Here is a 16,815-nt window from a genome sequence, read left to right on the forward strand (position 1 = left end):
GCAATATGTTTCAAAATTCATTTCAACAATTATCAATTAAAGAGGCAAGCTCTTTCTTGTAAACCTCTACTCCACCATATAATTCTAAAGCCAGGTTACGGCAATTTTGAGCTATAATTATGGCTTCTTCAGGGCTAAGGCTCATCATAAATTCAATACCTCTGGCCAAATCACGCGCATCGCCATAAATAGCTCGATAACCCGTTTTCCCAGTATGCACAAGATCCCTACCCAAACCAGTTTCAAAGGCAACTACTGGTGTACCGCACATTATAGCCTGATTGGTCATGGTGGGCCCTGAGTCCTCCAGCGTGGGGCAAATAAACATATCAGCCGCTTGGTAGGCTTTGATAAGTAGCTCTTCATTAAGATTACCTACCAGCTTCATATTCGGAAAGTTCAATGGCAGAATAGTTGAGCCTGCAACAAGTAGCGTAATTTTTTCCTGATTGACTAACGCTAACGCTTCAAGAAACAGGTGCATCCCTTTGCGTTTGTCTTCCAGTGAAGTTGCTCCAAAAAACAACACGCGGTTTTCCGAAGGAATAGAAAATTCTGATTTGGCTGATTTTTTATCTCCAGGGCAGAATTTCTTCTCATCTACAAAGTATCCCGGTAATTTGACAATTCTTTTATCCCTGAACAATACTGAAGCCTCAGCCCGCTCGTAATCATTCTGTGAGAATACACATATAGTCGCCTTAGGAGTAATATATTTTTTTTTAAAGGCGAGATTCTCACGGGCCTTCCACTTTTTATCAGGATTGAGGATAGCAGGACAAGCATCGCAGGTGATTGCAAAATTTTTGCAATCCCATGGAAAATGGCATCCCCCGGTTATAGGAGCATTATCCAACATGAGCCAAACGATAAGTGCTCCGGTAAGCTGGTGAAGTTCATTTACTAATTTAGTATTGATAAAACTATTTACCCAGTGAATAAATATAACATCAGGCTTGTTAGGCATTAACGCGAGAATTGTTTTGGCTGATACCGTCGAAAATTGTTCGTAAATACCGTAATAATATCGATTTATGTCTAAATCTACCTTGGACCATTCCCTTTTAACAACGCGACGTGAAATTTTGGCCCACGTTTTTTCAGTCTTTTTTGAAGGGTATCTAATTATTTTGGGGTCTTGAGTACGTACATCCTTGACAATAAGGGAGGATTCATATCCCATATCAAGTAACATATTATTAAAATTTACAGCGAACTTACCAGCACCGCCATAATCCATTGCTGACAAATTCAAAATAACTTGGCTATTCATTCTTTTAAAGTAGTCTACTAGACTGTAAGATTTTAATTGTTTTTAAAGTAGCTTTTTTCAGGAATGATCTTTTTCGTCGATTTAGTGTTCGTTCGAATAGATAACGGTCAAAGAACCGATCAATCCCGAAGGATTTGTGCCGTAAGGGTAGATTTAAATTGAAAGTAGGCATATTGGCCTTGGAATCTCGCACGTTGAAGGTATGCGTGGCGTTTTCATCAAAACCTATATTGGAGATAAGATTGCGGGCGGGAATGATGCCGTAGCTACCATGGTACAAGCAACAAAAATACCATTGAAAATCCCAAACATCTTGTCTGACCTCTACAAAATAGTCGTCAAACTCACGAGCAAAATGGTAGAAGTACAAATCATTGTTAAGTGCCTTCCTTACTCTTTCTTTTCCTTCGCTGGTATGCCACCCGCTAGCCTGGTAGTCAAACTTATCCCAAGCCCGCCGCCAAGTAGCCCAACCCCAGGTATTAGGCAAAACTGAAAATAGGTACGATCGGCTTTTGTCTCTCCATATAAGTACTGGGTTTGTACCACTCACAATGGCGACCCGGGGATCGTGCTTATAGGTATTGAGTACTTCGGCACAATATCCAAAAAAACTGGGGTCGGGCAAACAATCATCTTCCAGTATTATTCCCTGCTCAACGTGTTTGAAAAACCAGGTAATAGCCTCAGCGGGGCCGTAGCCACAGCCCCGGTTCTCCTGCCGAAAATACGTTTTTACCTCACAGGGCCAGTCGATCTGGTTAATGACCGCCCGGGTATCCGCACAATTCTGCACGTCATCGGGGCGGTCGGGCCGTGGGCCATCGGCTGCTATGAACAGTTGCTTTGGTTTAACTTTTCTGATCTCATCAAGGGTTCTCTGTGCCGTATGAGGACGATTAAATATAATGAGTAATACGGGTGTTTCAAACATCTAGGACAACTAATTAAACAACACTTTCCTAATTTTTTTAATCAGCTTGTACACAAGTACTAATATACCGTACATCGTTTTACGGCTTCTGTACCATTCCATGATCACCATATCTCTCTCCCGTTGCTTCCAATATTCATAATCAACGATCACACGATCGGGCAAATATCTGCTAAGTATCGAATCTATTTCACGCTGTGAGCTTTCTGTGGGTTTTGAACTCCGGCCACTCATATCATAATAACAAAGCGGCCAGTTCACGTACCGGGTAGTACAGTTTCCAACGATGATGGCTTTGATCCAGAATTCATAATCGGAGTGGATGCGGTTTTCTTCGTTATATAGTCCATACTTTTCGAACAAACTTTGCCTGATGAGCGTGGATTGGTGTCCGATTGTTCTTTTGTAAAAACTTTTCATGGATAATTCGGGAGAGTACTTTACTTCCTCAAAGCGTGTATTTAAGTAGCTCAGGCAGGTATTGAAATAGATGATATCTTCGCCGGTACATTCAGTCAGGGCTTTACAGAGGCTGTTCTCTGTTAACCTGTCTCCTGAGTTAAGGAACAGGAAATACTCACCCTCAGCCATCCTTATACCTTTGTTCATATCGGCATAGATTCCTGTCTTTGGTTCGGAAATCCAATTACTTAACCCAGTCTGGTACTCCTTTATTATATCAAGGCTTCCATCCAGGGACTGCCCATCTACGACCAGGTACTCGCATTCGTCAGTGAGTTGAGGGATGACACTTCCGATAGTTTGCCGCAGCCCTTCGGCATTGTTCCAATTGATGGTAATGATGGAGATTTTTTTCAAGGAATTTCTATTCTTTTTTAAGCAAAAGGACCTAATAGTTGCTTAGTAAGACTTTTAAATTTTACATAATTTTTGAAACCTATAATTACAATCATTAACATTAATAATTACAATCAGTAACATTAAACCTCTATATCATTAAAGTATAGTTTATTTTATATTCTCAACTTCTTTACCATACCAGACCTGCCAGGGTACATCTACGCTTATCGCTTTTCCATGACCCATATACATGCCCAGAAACATACTGGGGTTCGCACTGAAAGTACCAATAAAAAGTTCTGAATTTTTCAGCACCTCAATGTTAGCGATAAGTTTTACAGTATCATTGTAAATTTCTGTCCGATTTTTGGAAAAAAAATCGGTATGCGCGTATCCTCGTTCTTTCGGTTGGCACAATGTATGTATAGTCCAACTTGAATATTTGTTTCTAATTTCTTCTATGACAGTAAAATCGTCAGTTAGAACAAAGGCATCTCTTAAATCCGAATTTTCGGCGGCTTTTCGAAGGTAGATACCAGTGTTCTTAAAATCAATTTCCTGATGCTTATCACCTCGCCGAATCTGAAATCCAAGGTATTTTTCCGGCAGATATAAGCTTCCGGTGTATTTATCAACGATTTGTTGGGTACCGCTATTAAGTTTCCAAACCATTCTAGCAACTATCCGGCAAGCATCCTGCAAATCACCGTCTATACCTAATTCAGGTATATTGAATTGGACGTGCTCCAATTTACGATTTAGAATTTCGTCTAATAGGTCAAAAGTAATAAAATCGACGCCTAGCTTCTTTTTAAGCAGATAAAGCGTAAGCTCATATTTTGCTAATCTGTACAGCCTTCTGGGCTTAGTAATACTAAAATCGTAATTTATTTTTTCCCTTCTGTCAATCCGGTCTAGTACCTGTCCTTTGGTTTCTAGGCAGAAAGGCTCAAAATAATCTTCCCACCCATGTACAAAGCGAAAGTTGGCACTACTGGAATGCAGTACAAACCTAATCCGGTTCTGCAGACAGTATAACACGGCCAGAATCAAAAGATTAATTTCAGAAAAGAAACCAGCGTGGAGTCCAACTCCATATGACAGGCTTTTGGCGTATGAATTGTTAAGCAGCTTGTATTCTTTTTTCAAATCTGAATCCATTGAACTACGACCTGTAGGCCGGGGGGGGCAAGCATTTACCATCTACTTAAGAAAGATTAACCCTTCAGTTTCGTATACGAACTCTCTTCCGGTTTTTGAAATAATTCCTTTTGTATTGATTTGTAAAGCTTTAGGGTAACTAGCCCAAATTTGAATGTTGGGGAGTGCAAAATCAAATGTCAGGTAGAACTCCCCTGACGTCAGTCCTTCGGGCAAGGTTATAGTTTCCCTCATTTGAAAAGCCCCCTTTTCGTAAAGGCGGGTGGTACCGTAGTAGTGACCGGGACTATAAAAGGCCACCTGTCGCTCGTGTTTGTCGAAAAAACGTACCTCTAGAGCTATTTGCTCGGATACCTGAATCTCACCGCTGACGTCTACCTGAAGAAAGTTATCAGCGAGCAGGAGCTGGTTTCCGGCACTGCCGTTTACAGCTATGCTATTAATCCTTATGTGGGGATGGGAATAAGTCTGGGCGTCGATGATCAGGCCGTTAACTGGTAATTCATCAGCGGCCAGGTATTTTTTAAGTCCATCCTGCACGGAACCTGTAAAATACGTTGTTCCATTCTTTAATACGAGTACTCTGCTGCATAAACTCTCAATAGCCGACATATTGTGGCTTACAAAAAGTACAGTTCGTCCGTCGTTCCGGCTTACGTCTTGCATCTTCCCAATGGCTTTCTTTTGAAACTCGGCGTCACCTACCGCCAGTACTTCGTCAACCACTAGGATTTCAGGTTCGAGGTGGGCCGCTACAGCAAAGCCCAGCCGGACTGTCATACCGGAAGAATACCGCTTAACCGGCGTGTCGATGTAGCGTTCGCAGCCAGAAAAATCTATTATTTCGTCAAGTTTGGAACGGATCTCTGCCTTGGTCATACCAAGAATAGCTCCATTCAGAAAAATATTTTCCCGGCCGGTAAGCTCCGGATGAAAACCAGTACCTACTTCCAGCAGGCTGCCGATGCGACCATCGTAGTCAATGCGCCCATTTGTTGGACCCGTAACCTTAGATAGTATCTTAAGTAGAGTAGATTTTCCTGCGCCGTTTTTTCCAATTACTCCCAGTACTTCACCGGCCATTACCTCAAAGTTAATGTCTCTAAGTGCCCATACGTATTCGCTGGATCCTTTGATGCTTCGGTCATTGGCTTCACCAATTTTAAGAAAAGGATCCTCCTTTCCCCGGATCTCATACATCCAGCGTTTAAAATCATTTCGAAGGGTGCCGGTTCCGATTGTACCTAATCGATACTGTTTGGAGAGGTTTTGTACTTTAATAATTGGTTTCATATTTCCATTGAATATCCGCTATACGGTATCCATAAAATTTTTCTCTGTTTTATTAAATACCACCAGGCCTATAAGAAAGGCCAGCAGGGTAAATAGGGTAGAATAAGCCAGTAGTTCCCAGGAAAGCGTACCTGTCCCAAAAAATCCATACTTGAATGTTTCGATAATGCCGCTCATGGGGTTAGCCAGCATTATTGGTTTGTACTTATCGGGTACCGCAGACAGGGGTAATATGACTGGTGTAGCGTACATGAGCAACTGTACACCAAAGTCTACGAGGTACTGTAAATCGCGGTACTTTACTGTCATGGCGGAAACCAGCATTCCGAGTCCTAATCCCATAAAGCCCATTAGTACGATCAATAATGGCAAAAGCAGGAGGGCACTGGTAGGTTTCAGATCATACCCGGTTAGCGCATAATAGGCATAGATAAACAGAAACAGAAAAAGCCCGATACCAAACTGAATAAGGTTACTGATGATTATGGATAAAGGAGTTACCGCCCTGGGAAAGTAGACTTTCCCAAAGAGTGTTGCGTTGGCGGTAAAAGTTGTGGAGGTTGTTTTAAGGCAATTGGCGAAGTAGTTCCAGGCTGTTACCCCTGCCAGATAAAAAAGGATGGGGGGCACGCCATCGGTTGAAAGTTTGGCCATACCCCCAAATACAATCGCCAGCACGGCAGTCTGGAACATAGGCTGAATTAAAAACCAAAGAGGGCCCAGTACCGTCTGTTTGTACTTGGCTACAAAGTCTCTCCGTACAAAAAGCATTAGCAGATCACGATAACGCCAGATTTCCTGCAGCCGCAGGTCAAACAGGCTATCTTTGGGTAGTATAGAATTAGCGTATTCCGTTGATTGTGTACTCATTCCTGTGTTTACGTGTTTACTGAGGTACTATAAGCTACGCCACTACCCGATCCTCAACGGGCAATAGGGCCAGGTTTTTCCAATACCAGTCAACGGCTTGTTTAAGGCCTTCATCCAGACTGTACTGTGGCGCGTACCCCAGGTGTTTGACCGCCTTATCAATAGAAGCAAAAGAATGGGGAATATCTCCTGCCCGTGCCGGACCGTACGTAATAGCTATGTCGGCCACTTGCTCATCAAATACAGCCAGGTACTTTTTCAGACAGTCGACCAGCTCATTCAGTGTGGCTCGTCCCCCGTAGGCTACATTATAGATGGTATTCAGGGCATTTGTATTTTGGGTACTCAGTGCCAGTATATTGGCCTGAATTACATTTTCGATGTACGTAAAATCCCGCGAATATTCCCCGTCTCCGTTGATCACCGGCGACTCATGCCGCATCAATTGCATCACAAACTTCGGAATCACCGCCGCGTAGGCTCCGTTGGGGTCCTGACGGCGGCCAAATACGTTGAAATAACGGAGTCCAATGGATTCGAGACCGTAGGTTTTATAAAACACATCCGCGTAGAGCTCATTAACGTACTTGGTAACCGCGTAGGGTGACAGGGGCTTGCCGATTTTATCTTCGACCTTCGGCATGGAAGTGGAATCTCCGTAGGTAGAAGAGCTGCAGGCATAGACAAAGCGTTTTACTCCTGCGTCTTTGGCCGCAACGAGCATATTCAGAAAACCGGATATATTGACGGCATTCGTGGCGATAGGATCCGCGATAGACCGGGGAACCGACCCCAACGCGGCCTGATGCAATACATAATCAACTCCGTCCACGGCGCTCTGACAGTCAGCCAATGATCTAATGTCTCCTTCCAGCAGTTGAAAAGCCGGATTAGCAAGGTGATGTGCTACATTTTCCCTTTTCCCCGTTGAGAAATTATCTAGACACCGAACTTCATTATGGGAAGCCAAAAGTGCTTCGCATAGGTTGGACCCAATGAAACCTGCTCCGCCTGTAACCAAAATTCGTTTAGTATGAATCATTTGCTCTGTTTTCTTACTAGAAATATTCTTTTTATTCATTTAAGCTAATAATGCGGGCAGCAAAGCAAAAAAAAGCAACTGATTCCCAGTCAGTTGCCATAAATAATGATTATTAATACTGATAAGCATATATTGATAATAAATGGTGTGAATGGATGTACGGGTCCGACTTGTAGAACTATTTTACTATTACGTGCTTTACTATGTGCCCTTTTCCCTCGCCTTTTTCTACCGGGCGGAGCCGCCGTTTCGGGAAATCTTCACGAACTTATTCACGTTAAAATAATCATTTTTGGCCTTGAATTAATAAAGTACAAGACCAAATACCCGTGCTTTCAAAAATCATTGGCCACTACCATTTCCAAGGGCAAAGTACCCTCAAAGGGGTGTTTACCTACTGGTAGCTTCACCATAGGATGGTAGTCGCCCAGCAAGGGCGCTATAGCCGCATTCCGTATATGGTGTACAATTTCAATCGACTGGCGCGCCTCCTCTACCCCAAAGCCTTCGCCCAGCAGGATGTGCTGATAACTGGATGTATGCAAGTCGGTAAACCCATTACTGAATTCAATTGCTTCACCATCCATGGTAATGGAGCGGAAGGTACTTTGGCCTTTCATTTTAATACCCTCAGGCAAGGTATCGTGATTGATGGAAAGGAACCAGCGCACGCGCGCTTTTTCAAAAACCAGATAGCCTGCTGCGCGATCATAGGTATGAAGGTGCACAATGTTTTCTTTCACTTCACCAAATACCCAGGAGAGCATGTCATAAAAATGGACTCCGATATTAGAGGCAATACCGCCCGATTTACTGACATCCCCCTTCCATGAAGTGTAATACCAATGCCCCCTGGAAGTAAGGTAAGTAAGATCGACATCGTACATTTTTTCGGGGGGGGCGTTCTGTATCTTTTCTTTTAAGGCAATGATACTCGGATGCAAGCGGAGCTGTAGAATGGTATAGATGCGATTACGCGTTTCGCGTTCGATGTCGGATAGAGCATCCAAATTCCAGGGATTTAGCACCAAGGGTTTCTCGCAAATGGCATCTGCTCCCCGCCGAAGGGCCATCCGGATGTGAGAATCGTGGAGGTAGTTAGGGGTGCAAATGCTAACAAAATCCAGATTAATTCCTTTTTCCCGCTTAAGCTTTTCAAGGTGGCGATCAAACCGCTCGAATTCCACAAAGAAATCGGAATTGGGAAAGTAGCTGTCCATAATGCCTACACTGTCGAACTTATCCAAAGCGGCCAACAAATTATGACCTGTTTCCTTTATAGCTTTCAGGTGCTTGGGGGCAATATAACCAGCCGCTCCCAGAAGGGCAAAGTTTTTCATCGTATGAACAAGATTGATTGGGATATTAAGGGGAGCATTGCCTATTAAACAATACCTTTCTTAAGGCAAGAATTACACCTATTAAGGTATCTAACATTCTAATATTCTTAATGAAATAGTCCAAACAGTAACTAGTAAATCTATCATTGCTTAAATCGAGGTCTTGGGCTATCTTCAAACAGAAAATTCTTGATTTAGCTCATTTCCCCTTCAACCTTCTGTCTAAAGCATTGAGTGGCTTGTCAAGAAATTTTTGAGGGAAATTATGTAAGCGATTTGCGTAGGGTAATGCATCGTCATAACGACCGGCTTGTACTAATGCTTGTGCGCACCTAAGCGTAAAAAGTGGGTTTTGAGGATATTTGTCAGCAAGCGGTTTGAAGCAGGAGACAGCTTGTGCAGGCTGATTCTCACGGTTTAAATAAATTTGACCTAAATAAAGAGCGGTTTCTGTCCTAGTGAAATTTCCCTGACGTATTGCTACTTCCATCTGCCTAATACCCAGCACCATATCCCCACTTTCAAAAAAATACAATAATGGTTTTGATAAGGGATATTCCATTTTATATTTTTCTATACAGTAATTATACATACCGGTTGAAAAATAGAACTCTGGTTTTATCTCAAGAATTTTAGTTCCTTTATTTAGATAGCTATACGCATTTTTCGCTTCTCCGATTGCTTCTGTCGTCTTTCGATCGTAATAGTACTTCATGGCTAAATAGCTGTGGGCTGCCAATGAAAAAAAAATACCTTCCGAATCATTTTCATTGCGGTCCAGCATTTTTTTCGATAAAAGAATAACTTGGTTCATATAGTTCACATACTGCGTAGATGCGTATGGGTTTTTTTTAAGAGGCATGTATTGCCAATAGGTTTGCATGGCTTTAAGGAATGGCACTGCCGGGTGTTGAGGATATTTACTATTTACATGATGAATATATTTTTCAGCCTCAATAAATTCATAATTATAAATTTTATCCGTTGCTTTTAATAGAACTTGCTCAAGACTGAGAGTCTTGAGCACTTGCGACCATGAGGGTATTGGAGAGAATAGACAAAGAATGATGCAGAGTTTTTTCATGGGCTTAAGGGCATATAATGCAGTTATTATTGTTGCTATTTAATGTTATTGAAATAGGGGTGGTGTTATAAATCTTATCCCGCATCGGTAGACATACCGTAGTAGTAGGAACTATGGGAGCGGGCGCCGGACGGGTGTTCTGCTTAGAAATATCAATATTTACACTGTAGTCCTTACTAACTTAATTATTTATTATAATTGGGCTATTTATAGATCCGTGAATCAGGCTATAAAGCCCGATAAGCGATAAAATTTCGTCATTTGCTTCGAGAGTACAGAAAGCTATATGGTGGTTTGCCTTATTCACTCATAACCTTCCAGATCTCACCGTCCTTTAGCTCATACTTTTCTCCACTCTCCGGGCAAATAGCTAAGCCCTGGTCGTCAAAAAACAAGCGGTGGCCATACTCCCCTACCCAACCCATTTGCCTACCGGGATTTCCCACAACTAGAGCGTAAGGAGGAATTGACTTGGTAACCACCGTACCCGCCCCAACAAGGGCGTAAGACCCAATATTGTTTCCACATACAATGGTGGCATTGGCCCCGATACTTGCGCCTCTACCGACCTGGGTTTTTTCGTACTTTCCCCGACGGTTAATCGCCGATCGGGGATTACTAATGTTCGTAAAAACGACCGAGGGGCCCAGAAAAACATCATCCGCGCAGGTAACTCCTGTATAGATGGATACGTTGTTTTGTACTTTCACGTTATTTCCCAGTACCACGCCGGGGGATACTACCACATTTTGGCCAATGTTACAGCGCTCCCCCAATATACAGTGGGGCATAATATGGGAAAAGTGCCAAATTTTAGTTCCTGAACCAATGGTACAACCTTCGTCTACTATCGCCGTAGGGTGAATAAAAATCGTTTCCATTATTTGAGCTTTCTAAAATAATCAAGGATCGATTCGCAGATGTACTCAATTTGGACATTTGATAGCTCTGTATGCATGGGCAGTGAGATGACGCGCTGGCATAAATCTTCAGTCACGGCCAGGTCGCCTACGACCCTTCCTATACTTCGGTAGGCCGGCTGTCGGTGCAGGGGTTGGGGATAATAGATCATACTTGGAATCTTTTTTCGGCTTAGGAATTCCCGCAACCCCTCCCGCTGCCCCAGCGGCACTTTCAGGGTATATTGGTTAAATACGTGGGTAGAAGCAGGCGAACGGTAGGGTATTTCTAATTCCTCAATGGGTCCGAAGGCCTGATCGTATCGAGCCGCTACCTCCTGGCGCGCCCGCTGGTATTCATCTAGCTTTTTGAGCTTTTCGAGTAGGATAGCAGCCTGTAGCGTGTCCAGCCGGGAATTGATTCCTACGGTTTCGTGAAAATACTTTCGGGCTTGTCCGTGATTGGCCATCATCTTTACCCGCGCTGCCAGCCGGTCATCATGGGTGTATACAGCGCCTCCATCCCCAAAGCACCCCAGGTTCTTGGAGGGAAAAAAGGAGGTAGTACCCAAATTACCCATGGTGCCTGCCGCTGCTTTTTCGCCCTGGCTGAAGGTATACCAAGCCCCGATGGCCTGCGCGGTATCCTCAAGAACGGAAATTGAATACGCCCGGCACAAGTCCAAAATTCCCTGCATGTCAGCACATTGACCAAACAGATGGACCGGAACCACGAGCCGGGTCCGGGGGCTGAGGGCCTCTTCTACCAAAGCCCGGTTGAGCATAAACGTCCGGGGATCCACGTCAACGATAACCGGGCTAAGCCCAAGCAAAGCAATTACTTCGACCGCTGCCACGTAGGTAAAGGCGGGGACGATGACCTCATCGCCGGCCTTTACATCCAGCGCCATCATGGCTAACTGGAGGGCATCGGTCCCGTTGGCACAGGAAATCACATTTTTGACGCCTAGATAGCTGGCTAACTGATTCTCGAAGGTAGTCACCTGCGGTCCACGAATAAAAGAGGCGGCATCAATGCATTCCTGTAGGGCCTTGTCCACCGCAGGTTTGATCTTTTGATATTGTTTTTTAAGATCTACCATTTCAATGGCCTCCATGGTCGTTGATACGGCCCCATCAGGTATGTGAACCTTTTCCAATTTACTTAAAAATAAGTGTGTGTATAGTAGGTGTGTGCATAGTATATTGCAAACAAGAAAATTAAGAAATCGCCCCTTACTTACTCCGGGCTTTATAAATCAATATATTTTTGAGAATTCTTAGAGCATACCTTAAGTCGGTTCGGAACGGCTCTCGTTCGTACGCTTCCAAGTAGTCCAGCTCCGACTGTACAATAGCCTCAAAGGTTTTGGGCAAATCGGCGTAAAAAGGCGGCAATAAACCGGGCCGGTGCTTCATCCGGATTTGTCGGGCTTGTTCAGGATATAAGCTCAGGTAATGCTCACTGAGTGGCCTAACCCCTATGAGTTTAAGGTCGCCCCGCAACACATTGTAGAGCATCGGTATTTCGTCGATCCAGTAGCGGCGCAGGACCCTCCCCCCGGTACTTACCCGGAAATCATTTTTGAATTTTCCGTCCTCGTCAAGCCCATTCAACTGGTGTAGGTATTCCTGCACGTACTCCGCGTAGGGATGCATGGAGCGGAATTTATAAACATCAATTTTCCGAGCTCCTTGTCCTATCCGTTGCGTCTTAAACAGAAATCCCTCACTGGGAGTAGGACTCACCTTACTAGGTACCTTAACGAGATTTTTAGTGGTGAGAATTGTTGTTTCGTGCTTATTTTCAAGAATGGTCACTATAGTAAAGCCCGCATACAACAAACGACCCATGATTTCCGCTTTAGAAATATCCACAGGCACATTCAGTAGGCGGGATATTTTCCGAAACCCTTTCAATTTAGGTAGTACGCGTCGACCTAAAAAATGAATGGGGTAGTAGGTGTAAAAGAACGGTTGGGGGTACTTTTCCTTTAGCTCTGTTTTAATATTTTCGGCGGTGCGAATCCTGAAGGCAAACAAACAGTCGTCAGGAAGTATATTTCGAACATGCTCAAAAAGGAGGTTCGGATTATGAGATTTAAGCAGCAGCGCATCCAGATACAAATGGCTTATGTCCTTTACCTCCCCCCGTAGAATCTCATCTAGGTGACAACAAGTCCAGGATTCCTGATGGGCAAAAGGTAGTAACGAAGCAGGTAGGTTGGTTGTACACTTCTTGCTCGAAATGACATCAACGCGGTACATGTCCTCTTTCTCAGCCCACCAGCCGGTAAACAGCTGTAATTTCAACATAAGGGTGGATAAAATCCGGTCACTAGAGCCGAAGATCAACGCGATTTTTATCAAAAATTGATTTAATATCAAAAATGACCGAGCTTCCATTCTTTTTGTAGCGGTCCAGATCTAACACTTTGAATTGATCATGCGCCACGGCCACGATAATTCCATCGTACTGATACGGATCGGGTTGGCATAGCAAAGCGACGCCGTGCTCCTGAAATACCTCTTTTTCGGAAGCCCAGGGATCATGAATATCTACTTCTAGCCCAAAGTCAACTAGCTCCCGGTAAATGTCTATTACCTTGGTATTACGGGTGTCAGGGCAGTTTTCCTTAAACGTGAAGCCCAAAATAAGAATCCGGCTTTGCTGAAGAACCAGGTCGTTAGCAATGAGCCTTTTAAGTAATTTTTTAGCCACAAAAGCGCCCATGCGATCGTTCACCAAGCGCCCCGAGGCAATGACCTGGGGGTAGTAGCCTAGGCTTTGTGCTTTGTGAACCAGGTAGTATGGGTCAACGCCTATGCAATGTCCCCCCACCAGGCCGGGCGTGAATTTCAGGAAATTCCACTTGGTACCCGCCGCTTCCAGTACCTCGTGGGTGTCGATCCCCATCCGGTCGAACATGAGGGCTAGTTCGTTTATAAAGGAAATGTTAATGTCCCTTTGGGCGTTTTCGATGGCTTTGGCGGCCTCAGCGACTTTAATGGAGGGAGCCATGTATGTTCCGGCCTCGATGATGGAACCGTACAACTGATCGACAAATTCAGCAGTCTCAGGAGTCGAACCAGAGGTAACCTTCCGGATTTTGGTTAGTGTCCGTTCTTTATCTCCAGGGTTGATGCGTTCGGGGGAATAGCCGCAGAAAAAATCCTGGTTGAAGGCCAGGTGGCTGTGCTTTTCCAGCAGCGGTACGCAGTCTTCTTCGGTACATCCCGGATAAACCGTTGATTCGTAGATGACCAAATCGCCTTTTTTAAGCATCTTTCCTACGGTGACGGTTGCTCTTAGTAAGGGTGCCAGATCCGGCAACTTAAAATGATCAATGGGGGTGGGAACGGTGATGATGTAGACGGTACATGCCTCCAGATCTTCGGCCTGATGGGTAAAGGTTAAATGTATAGCGGACTGAATATCCTCTTTTTCGGTTTCCCTGGTAAAATCGACTCCCATGGAAAGCTGGCCAATTCTATCTCGATTGATATCAAAACCAACGACCTGGTATTTCTTACCAAATTCCACCGCCAAGGGTAACCCGACATAACCCAACCCAACAACTCCTATTTTGATAGTATCCTCCTGCATTGAAAGTTGCATGCTAAAATAAACCTAGATAAAGTGTGCGTATAGTGATAAATGGTAATCAACTCATTAAATGCTTATTCCCTCAGCTTCTGGTAATAACCCGAGCCAACCAATTTTTAGGCTTTTCCTTACTCCCGTAGTAACCCTCTTTGCCGTAGCCATAACCATATCCGTATCCATAGCCATAATCGGAAAGATTTTTGTAATTGACCGCGTTGAAGATGAGTGCCATGGACTTGAATATTTTCTTTTTATGAAGCTCAGAAATGGTAGAGAGGTACAGCTTGGGGGTAAACTGGTGTCGAATGATATAAAGGCCCACTTCCGCGTATGGAGCCAACAGGTAGGCATCGGTTACTAATCCATAAGGCGCAGTATCAATCAAAATGTAATCAAAGGAATGTCGCGTATTCTCGATAAATTCCTTGATCCGCCCATTAGCCAATAACTCTGATGGATTGGGAGGAATAGGGCCACTGGGGACCATGTACACACCATCGATCGCAGTCCGCTGTATAACCTCCTCTTCAGTGGCTTTACCGATAAGGTAGGTTGACATCCCCAGTCGATTCTTTATACCTACGTATTCGTGAATGGTGGGCTTTCGTAGATCCAAGCCCAGAATCAAAACTTTTTTGTCCAGGTAAGAGAGTGCGGCGGCAATGTTCAGTGTAACGAACGTTTTACCCTCGCCACCCGTGGAGGAAGTCAGCAGGATGGTACGGGCGTAGCCGGTTCCTTTTTCGGCCAGCAAATACTGCAAATTAGAACGGATCATCCGTATTTGTTCACTGACGTGGGAGCGGTTAGCCAAATTAATAATTTCTCCCAGGTTTTCTTTGGGTTTTAGTCCAATTTCGCCAAACACGGATAAACCCGTTTTTTCTTCAATTTCTTTTTTAGACTGTACCGTATGCGTAAGTGCTTCCTTAATAAAAAGAAAAGCAATGGGAATCGCTAGTCCAATTAAAAGAGCCATCGTGTAGATGCTTTTTCGATCGGGTTTGATGGGGCCACCCGTAGAATAGGGTTCGTTAATCACTCGGCTGTCAGTAACCGTCGAGGCGTAGGATAGGGCCGTTTCCTCGCGCTTACTGAATAACAGAAGGTACAAATTCTCTTTAATACCCGCTTGCCGCTTGATACCCACAAATTCCCTTTCTTTGCGAGGCAGGGCGGATATAGCTCCTTCCAATCGGTTGTTTTGCGCCTCAAGACTATTTTTGGCTACCTTTAGACCAGCCCTTTGATTGTCCAGGTTCTCGCGCATGGCCTGCTTCACGTTTCGCATCTGAGTGAGTACCGTTTCCAGGTAGGGATTGCCAGGTTGCACCGTTTGGATCAACTTGGTTCGCTCTTGCTCAAGCTGCGAAAATTGATTGAGGTAAGTAGTTAACACGGGGTCGTTGACCATCAAAGTTGCGGGGGCGATATTGCCTACTTCGCTGCTGTACAAGTAGCGTTCGACCCCTTCCAGCACCTTGAGCTGGATATCGAGTTCATTAAGCTTGGCATCGTTATCACCCACCTTTCCCAAAAACAAATTCGCTTCGGCGCTGAGATCAGTGATGCCCCTGGATCGTCGGTACTCTTCCACATTCTGCTCTACGTCCCCCAGTTCGGACGTAATGAGTGCCAGCCTTTCCTCAATAAAACGCAGAGTATTGGCTGCCTCCCGGTTTTTATCCTCGAGCGAGGAGAACGCGTATTCTTCGAGGAGTTTTGTAAGGATACTTCGGCCTTTTTCTCTTAAAGCGCTTTCAATACTTATGGCAAGCAAAGTACTCTTTGGATTGAGTCGATCAATCTGTATCGAGCCGATCAGGCCGTTGATAATCCCATCCCGCTGGTGAAAAAGCACTTTGATTGGGGTACTTTCTACGCGCCTGCTGCTATCGCGCCTGAATACCCTAAACTTACCGTGTTCGTTATTGACAAGTTGGCTAAATACATAGGTACCCAGCAACGTCTGCTCCTGATTGAAAAGCTCAAACCGCTCATCTTTCCGTAGCCGGACGTAAAGGGGCTGTCCATACCCTACACTGGTAAGTTCGGAGGTTTTGATGATAATTGGACTGCTGTCGTACAGCTCACTGTTGCGAAACTTCCCTTCTTTCCAGTAGCTAACGGTTAAATTAAGTTCATCGACTACCTTAGCAATAAGAGCCCGAGATTTCAGGATTTCCATTTCGTTCTCAATCGTTTTACTATCCCCAATCTGCAGCTCTTCTAATTTTTCAATGTAGCCTTTTTTGGAACGTCCATCTTTAATAAGTAGGGTAGCATTCGATTTATAAATGGGAGTAAAACTCCTAAGATAAAGATAGGCTCCAACTCTACTTATTCCGATGGCAAGCACAAACCAGTACCAGTACCGGAGGTACTTGAAGAGAAAGCCACGGAGATTCCAACTATCTTCCTCGTCCGTAAAATGAGCATTTTGATTATCTGACATAATAGAGTGAGTTATGAATCAACACACGTAAATAGTATAGTATCTCCTACTTCTAT

14 protein-coding genes are annotated in these 16,815 nt (G+C 44.2%); all 14 read right to left on the minus strand.

What is annotated here, in order from left to right; translation table 11 throughout:
* Positions 1-22: 22 nt before the first annotated feature.
* Complete coding sequence (locus HNQ92_RS06830; protein WP_184172503.1) at positions 23-1,273, minus strand: glycosyltransferase; 1,251 nt, start codon at positions 1,271-1,273, stop codon at positions 23-25.
* Positions 1,274-1,277: 4 nt separating this feature from the next.
* Positions 1,278-2,207 carry a hypothetical protein gene (locus HNQ92_RS06835; protein ID WP_184172505.1) on the minus strand — a complete coding sequence of 310 codons (930 nt, stop codon included), beginning with the start codon at positions 2,205-2,207 and terminating at the stop codon, positions 1,278-1,280.
* A 9-nt stretch (positions 2,208-2,216) separates the two neighbouring features.
* Positions 2,217-3,026 carry a glycosyltransferase family 2 protein gene (locus HNQ92_RS06840; RefSeq protein ID WP_184172507.1) on the minus strand — a complete coding sequence of 270 codons (810 nt, stop codon included), beginning with the start codon at positions 3,024-3,026 and terminating at the stop codon, positions 2,217-2,219.
* A 150-nt stretch (positions 3,027-3,176) separates the two neighbouring features.
* On the minus strand, positions 3,177-4,169 hold the full coding sequence (locus HNQ92_RS06845) for an O-fucosyltransferase family protein (RefSeq protein ID WP_184172509.1): 993 nt from the start codon (positions 4,167-4,169) through the stop codon (positions 3,177-3,179).
* 42 nt (positions 4,170-4,211) lie between these two features.
* Positions 4,212-5,462 carry an ABC transporter ATP-binding protein gene (locus HNQ92_RS28620; RefSeq protein ID WP_246439731.1) on the minus strand — a complete coding sequence of 417 codons (1,251 nt, stop codon included), beginning with the start codon at positions 5,460-5,462 and terminating at the stop codon, positions 4,212-4,214.
* Positions 5,463-5,480: 18 nt separating this feature from the next.
* Entirely contained in the window at positions 5,481-6,332 is an 852-nt protein-coding gene (locus tag HNQ92_RS06855) for an ABC transporter permease (protein WP_184172511.1), read from the minus strand.
* 34 nt (positions 6,333-6,366) lie between these two features.
* Entirely contained in the window at positions 6,367-7,374 is a 1,008-nt protein-coding gene (locus HNQ92_RS06860; protein WP_281380726.1) for an SDR family oxidoreductase, read from the minus strand.
* Positions 7,375-7,709: 335 nt separating this feature from the next.
* Positions 7,710-8,714 carry a Gfo/Idh/MocA family oxidoreductase gene (locus HNQ92_RS06865; protein WP_184172515.1) on the minus strand — a complete coding sequence of 335 codons (1,005 nt, stop codon included), beginning with the start codon at positions 8,712-8,714 and terminating at the stop codon, positions 7,710-7,712.
* A 199-nt stretch (positions 8,715-8,913) separates the two neighbouring features.
* Positions 8,914-9,798: a tetratricopeptide repeat protein gene (locus HNQ92_RS06870; RefSeq protein WP_184172517.1), complete on the minus strand. Its 885-nt coding sequence runs from the start codon at positions 9,796-9,798 to the stop codon at positions 8,914-8,916.
* Between the two features lie 299 nt (positions 9,799-10,097).
* Positions 10,098-10,679, minus strand: a complete 582-nt coding sequence (locus HNQ92_RS06875) for an acyltransferase (RefSeq protein WP_184172519.1) — start codon at positions 10,677-10,679, stop codon at positions 10,098-10,100.
* Positions 10,679-11,815 carry a DegT/DnrJ/EryC1/StrS family aminotransferase gene (locus HNQ92_RS06880; protein WP_184172521.1) on the minus strand — a complete coding sequence of 379 codons (1,137 nt, stop codon included), beginning with the start codon at positions 11,813-11,815 and terminating at the stop codon, positions 10,679-10,681. Before HNQ92_RS06880 ends, HNQ92_RS06875 begins: the two co-directional genes overlap by 1 nt.
* 118 nt (positions 11,816-11,933) lie before the next feature.
* Complete coding sequence (locus HNQ92_RS06885; protein WP_184172523.1) at positions 11,934-13,103, minus strand: sugar transferase; 1,170 nt, start codon at positions 13,101-13,103, stop codon at positions 11,934-11,936.
* Positions 13,036-14,304, minus strand: a complete 1,269-nt coding sequence (locus tag HNQ92_RS06890; protein WP_184173743.1) for a nucleotide sugar dehydrogenase — start codon at positions 14,302-14,304, stop codon at positions 13,036-13,038. Before HNQ92_RS06890 ends, HNQ92_RS06885 begins: the two co-directional genes overlap by 68 nt.
* An 82-nt stretch (positions 14,305-14,386) precedes the next feature.
* Positions 14,387-16,759 carry a GumC family protein gene (locus HNQ92_RS06895; RefSeq protein WP_184172525.1) on the minus strand — a complete coding sequence of 791 codons (2,373 nt, stop codon included), beginning with the start codon at positions 16,757-16,759 and terminating at the stop codon, positions 14,387-14,389.
* Between the last annotated feature and the right edge of the window lie 56 nt (positions 16,760-16,815).

Origin of the sequence: Rhabdobacter roseus (assembly GCF_014202275.1) — a bacterium.
In the GTDB taxonomy this organism is placed as follows: Bacteria; Bacteroidota; Bacteroidia; order Cytophagales; family Spirosomataceae; genus Rhabdobacter; species Rhabdobacter roseus.

Excerpts from the sequence above, each read along its gene's own strand:
- HNQ92_RS06880 (WP_184172521.1), bottom strand. The coding sequence starts at position 11,815 with ATGGAGGCCATTGAAATGGTAGATCTTAAAAAACAATATCAAAAGATC.
- HNQ92_RS06875 (WP_184172519.1), bottom strand. The coding sequence starts at position 10,679 with ATGGAAACGATTTTTATTCACCCTACGGCGATAGTAGACGAAGGTTGT.
- HNQ92_RS06885 (WP_184172523.1), bottom strand. The coding sequence starts at position 13,103 with ATGGAAGCTCGGTCATTTTTGATATTAAATCAATTTTTGATAAAAATC.
- HNQ92_RS06860 (WP_281380726.1), bottom strand. The coding sequence starts at position 7,374 with ATGATTCATACTAAACGAATTTTGGTTACAGGCGGAGCAGGTTTCATT.
- HNQ92_RS06865 (WP_184172515.1), bottom strand. The coding sequence starts at position 8,714 with ATGAAAAACTTTGCCCTTCTGGGAGCGGCTGGTTATATTGCCCCCAAG.
- HNQ92_RS06890 (WP_184173743.1), bottom strand. The coding sequence starts at position 14,304 with ATGCAGGAGGATACTATCAAAATAGGAGTTGTTGGGTTGGGTTATGTC.
- HNQ92_RS06855 (WP_184172511.1), bottom strand. The coding sequence starts at position 6,332 with ATGAGTACACAATCAACGGAATACGCTAATTCTATACTACCCAAAGAT.
- HNQ92_RS06845 (WP_184172509.1), bottom strand. The coding sequence starts at position 4,169 with ATGGATTCAGATTTGAAAAAAGAATACAAGCTGCTTAACAATTCATAC.
- HNQ92_RS06870 (WP_184172517.1), bottom strand. The coding sequence starts at position 9,798 with ATGAAAAAACTCTGCATCATTCTTTGTCTATTCTCTCCAATACCCTCA.
- HNQ92_RS28620 (WP_246439731.1), bottom strand. The coding sequence starts at position 5,462 with ATGAAACCAATTATTAAAGTACAAAACCTCTCCAAACAGTATCGATTA.
- HNQ92_RS06895 (WP_184172525.1), bottom strand. The coding sequence starts at position 16,759 with ATGTCAGATAATCAAAATGCTCATTTTACGGACGAGGAAGATAGTTGG.
- HNQ92_RS06830 (WP_184172503.1), bottom strand. The coding sequence starts at position 1,273 with ATGAATAGCCAAGTTATTTTGAATTTGTCAGCAATGGATTATGGCGGT.
- HNQ92_RS06835 (WP_184172505.1), bottom strand. The coding sequence starts at position 2,207 with ATGTTTGAAACACCCGTATTACTCATTATATTTAATCGTCCTCATACG.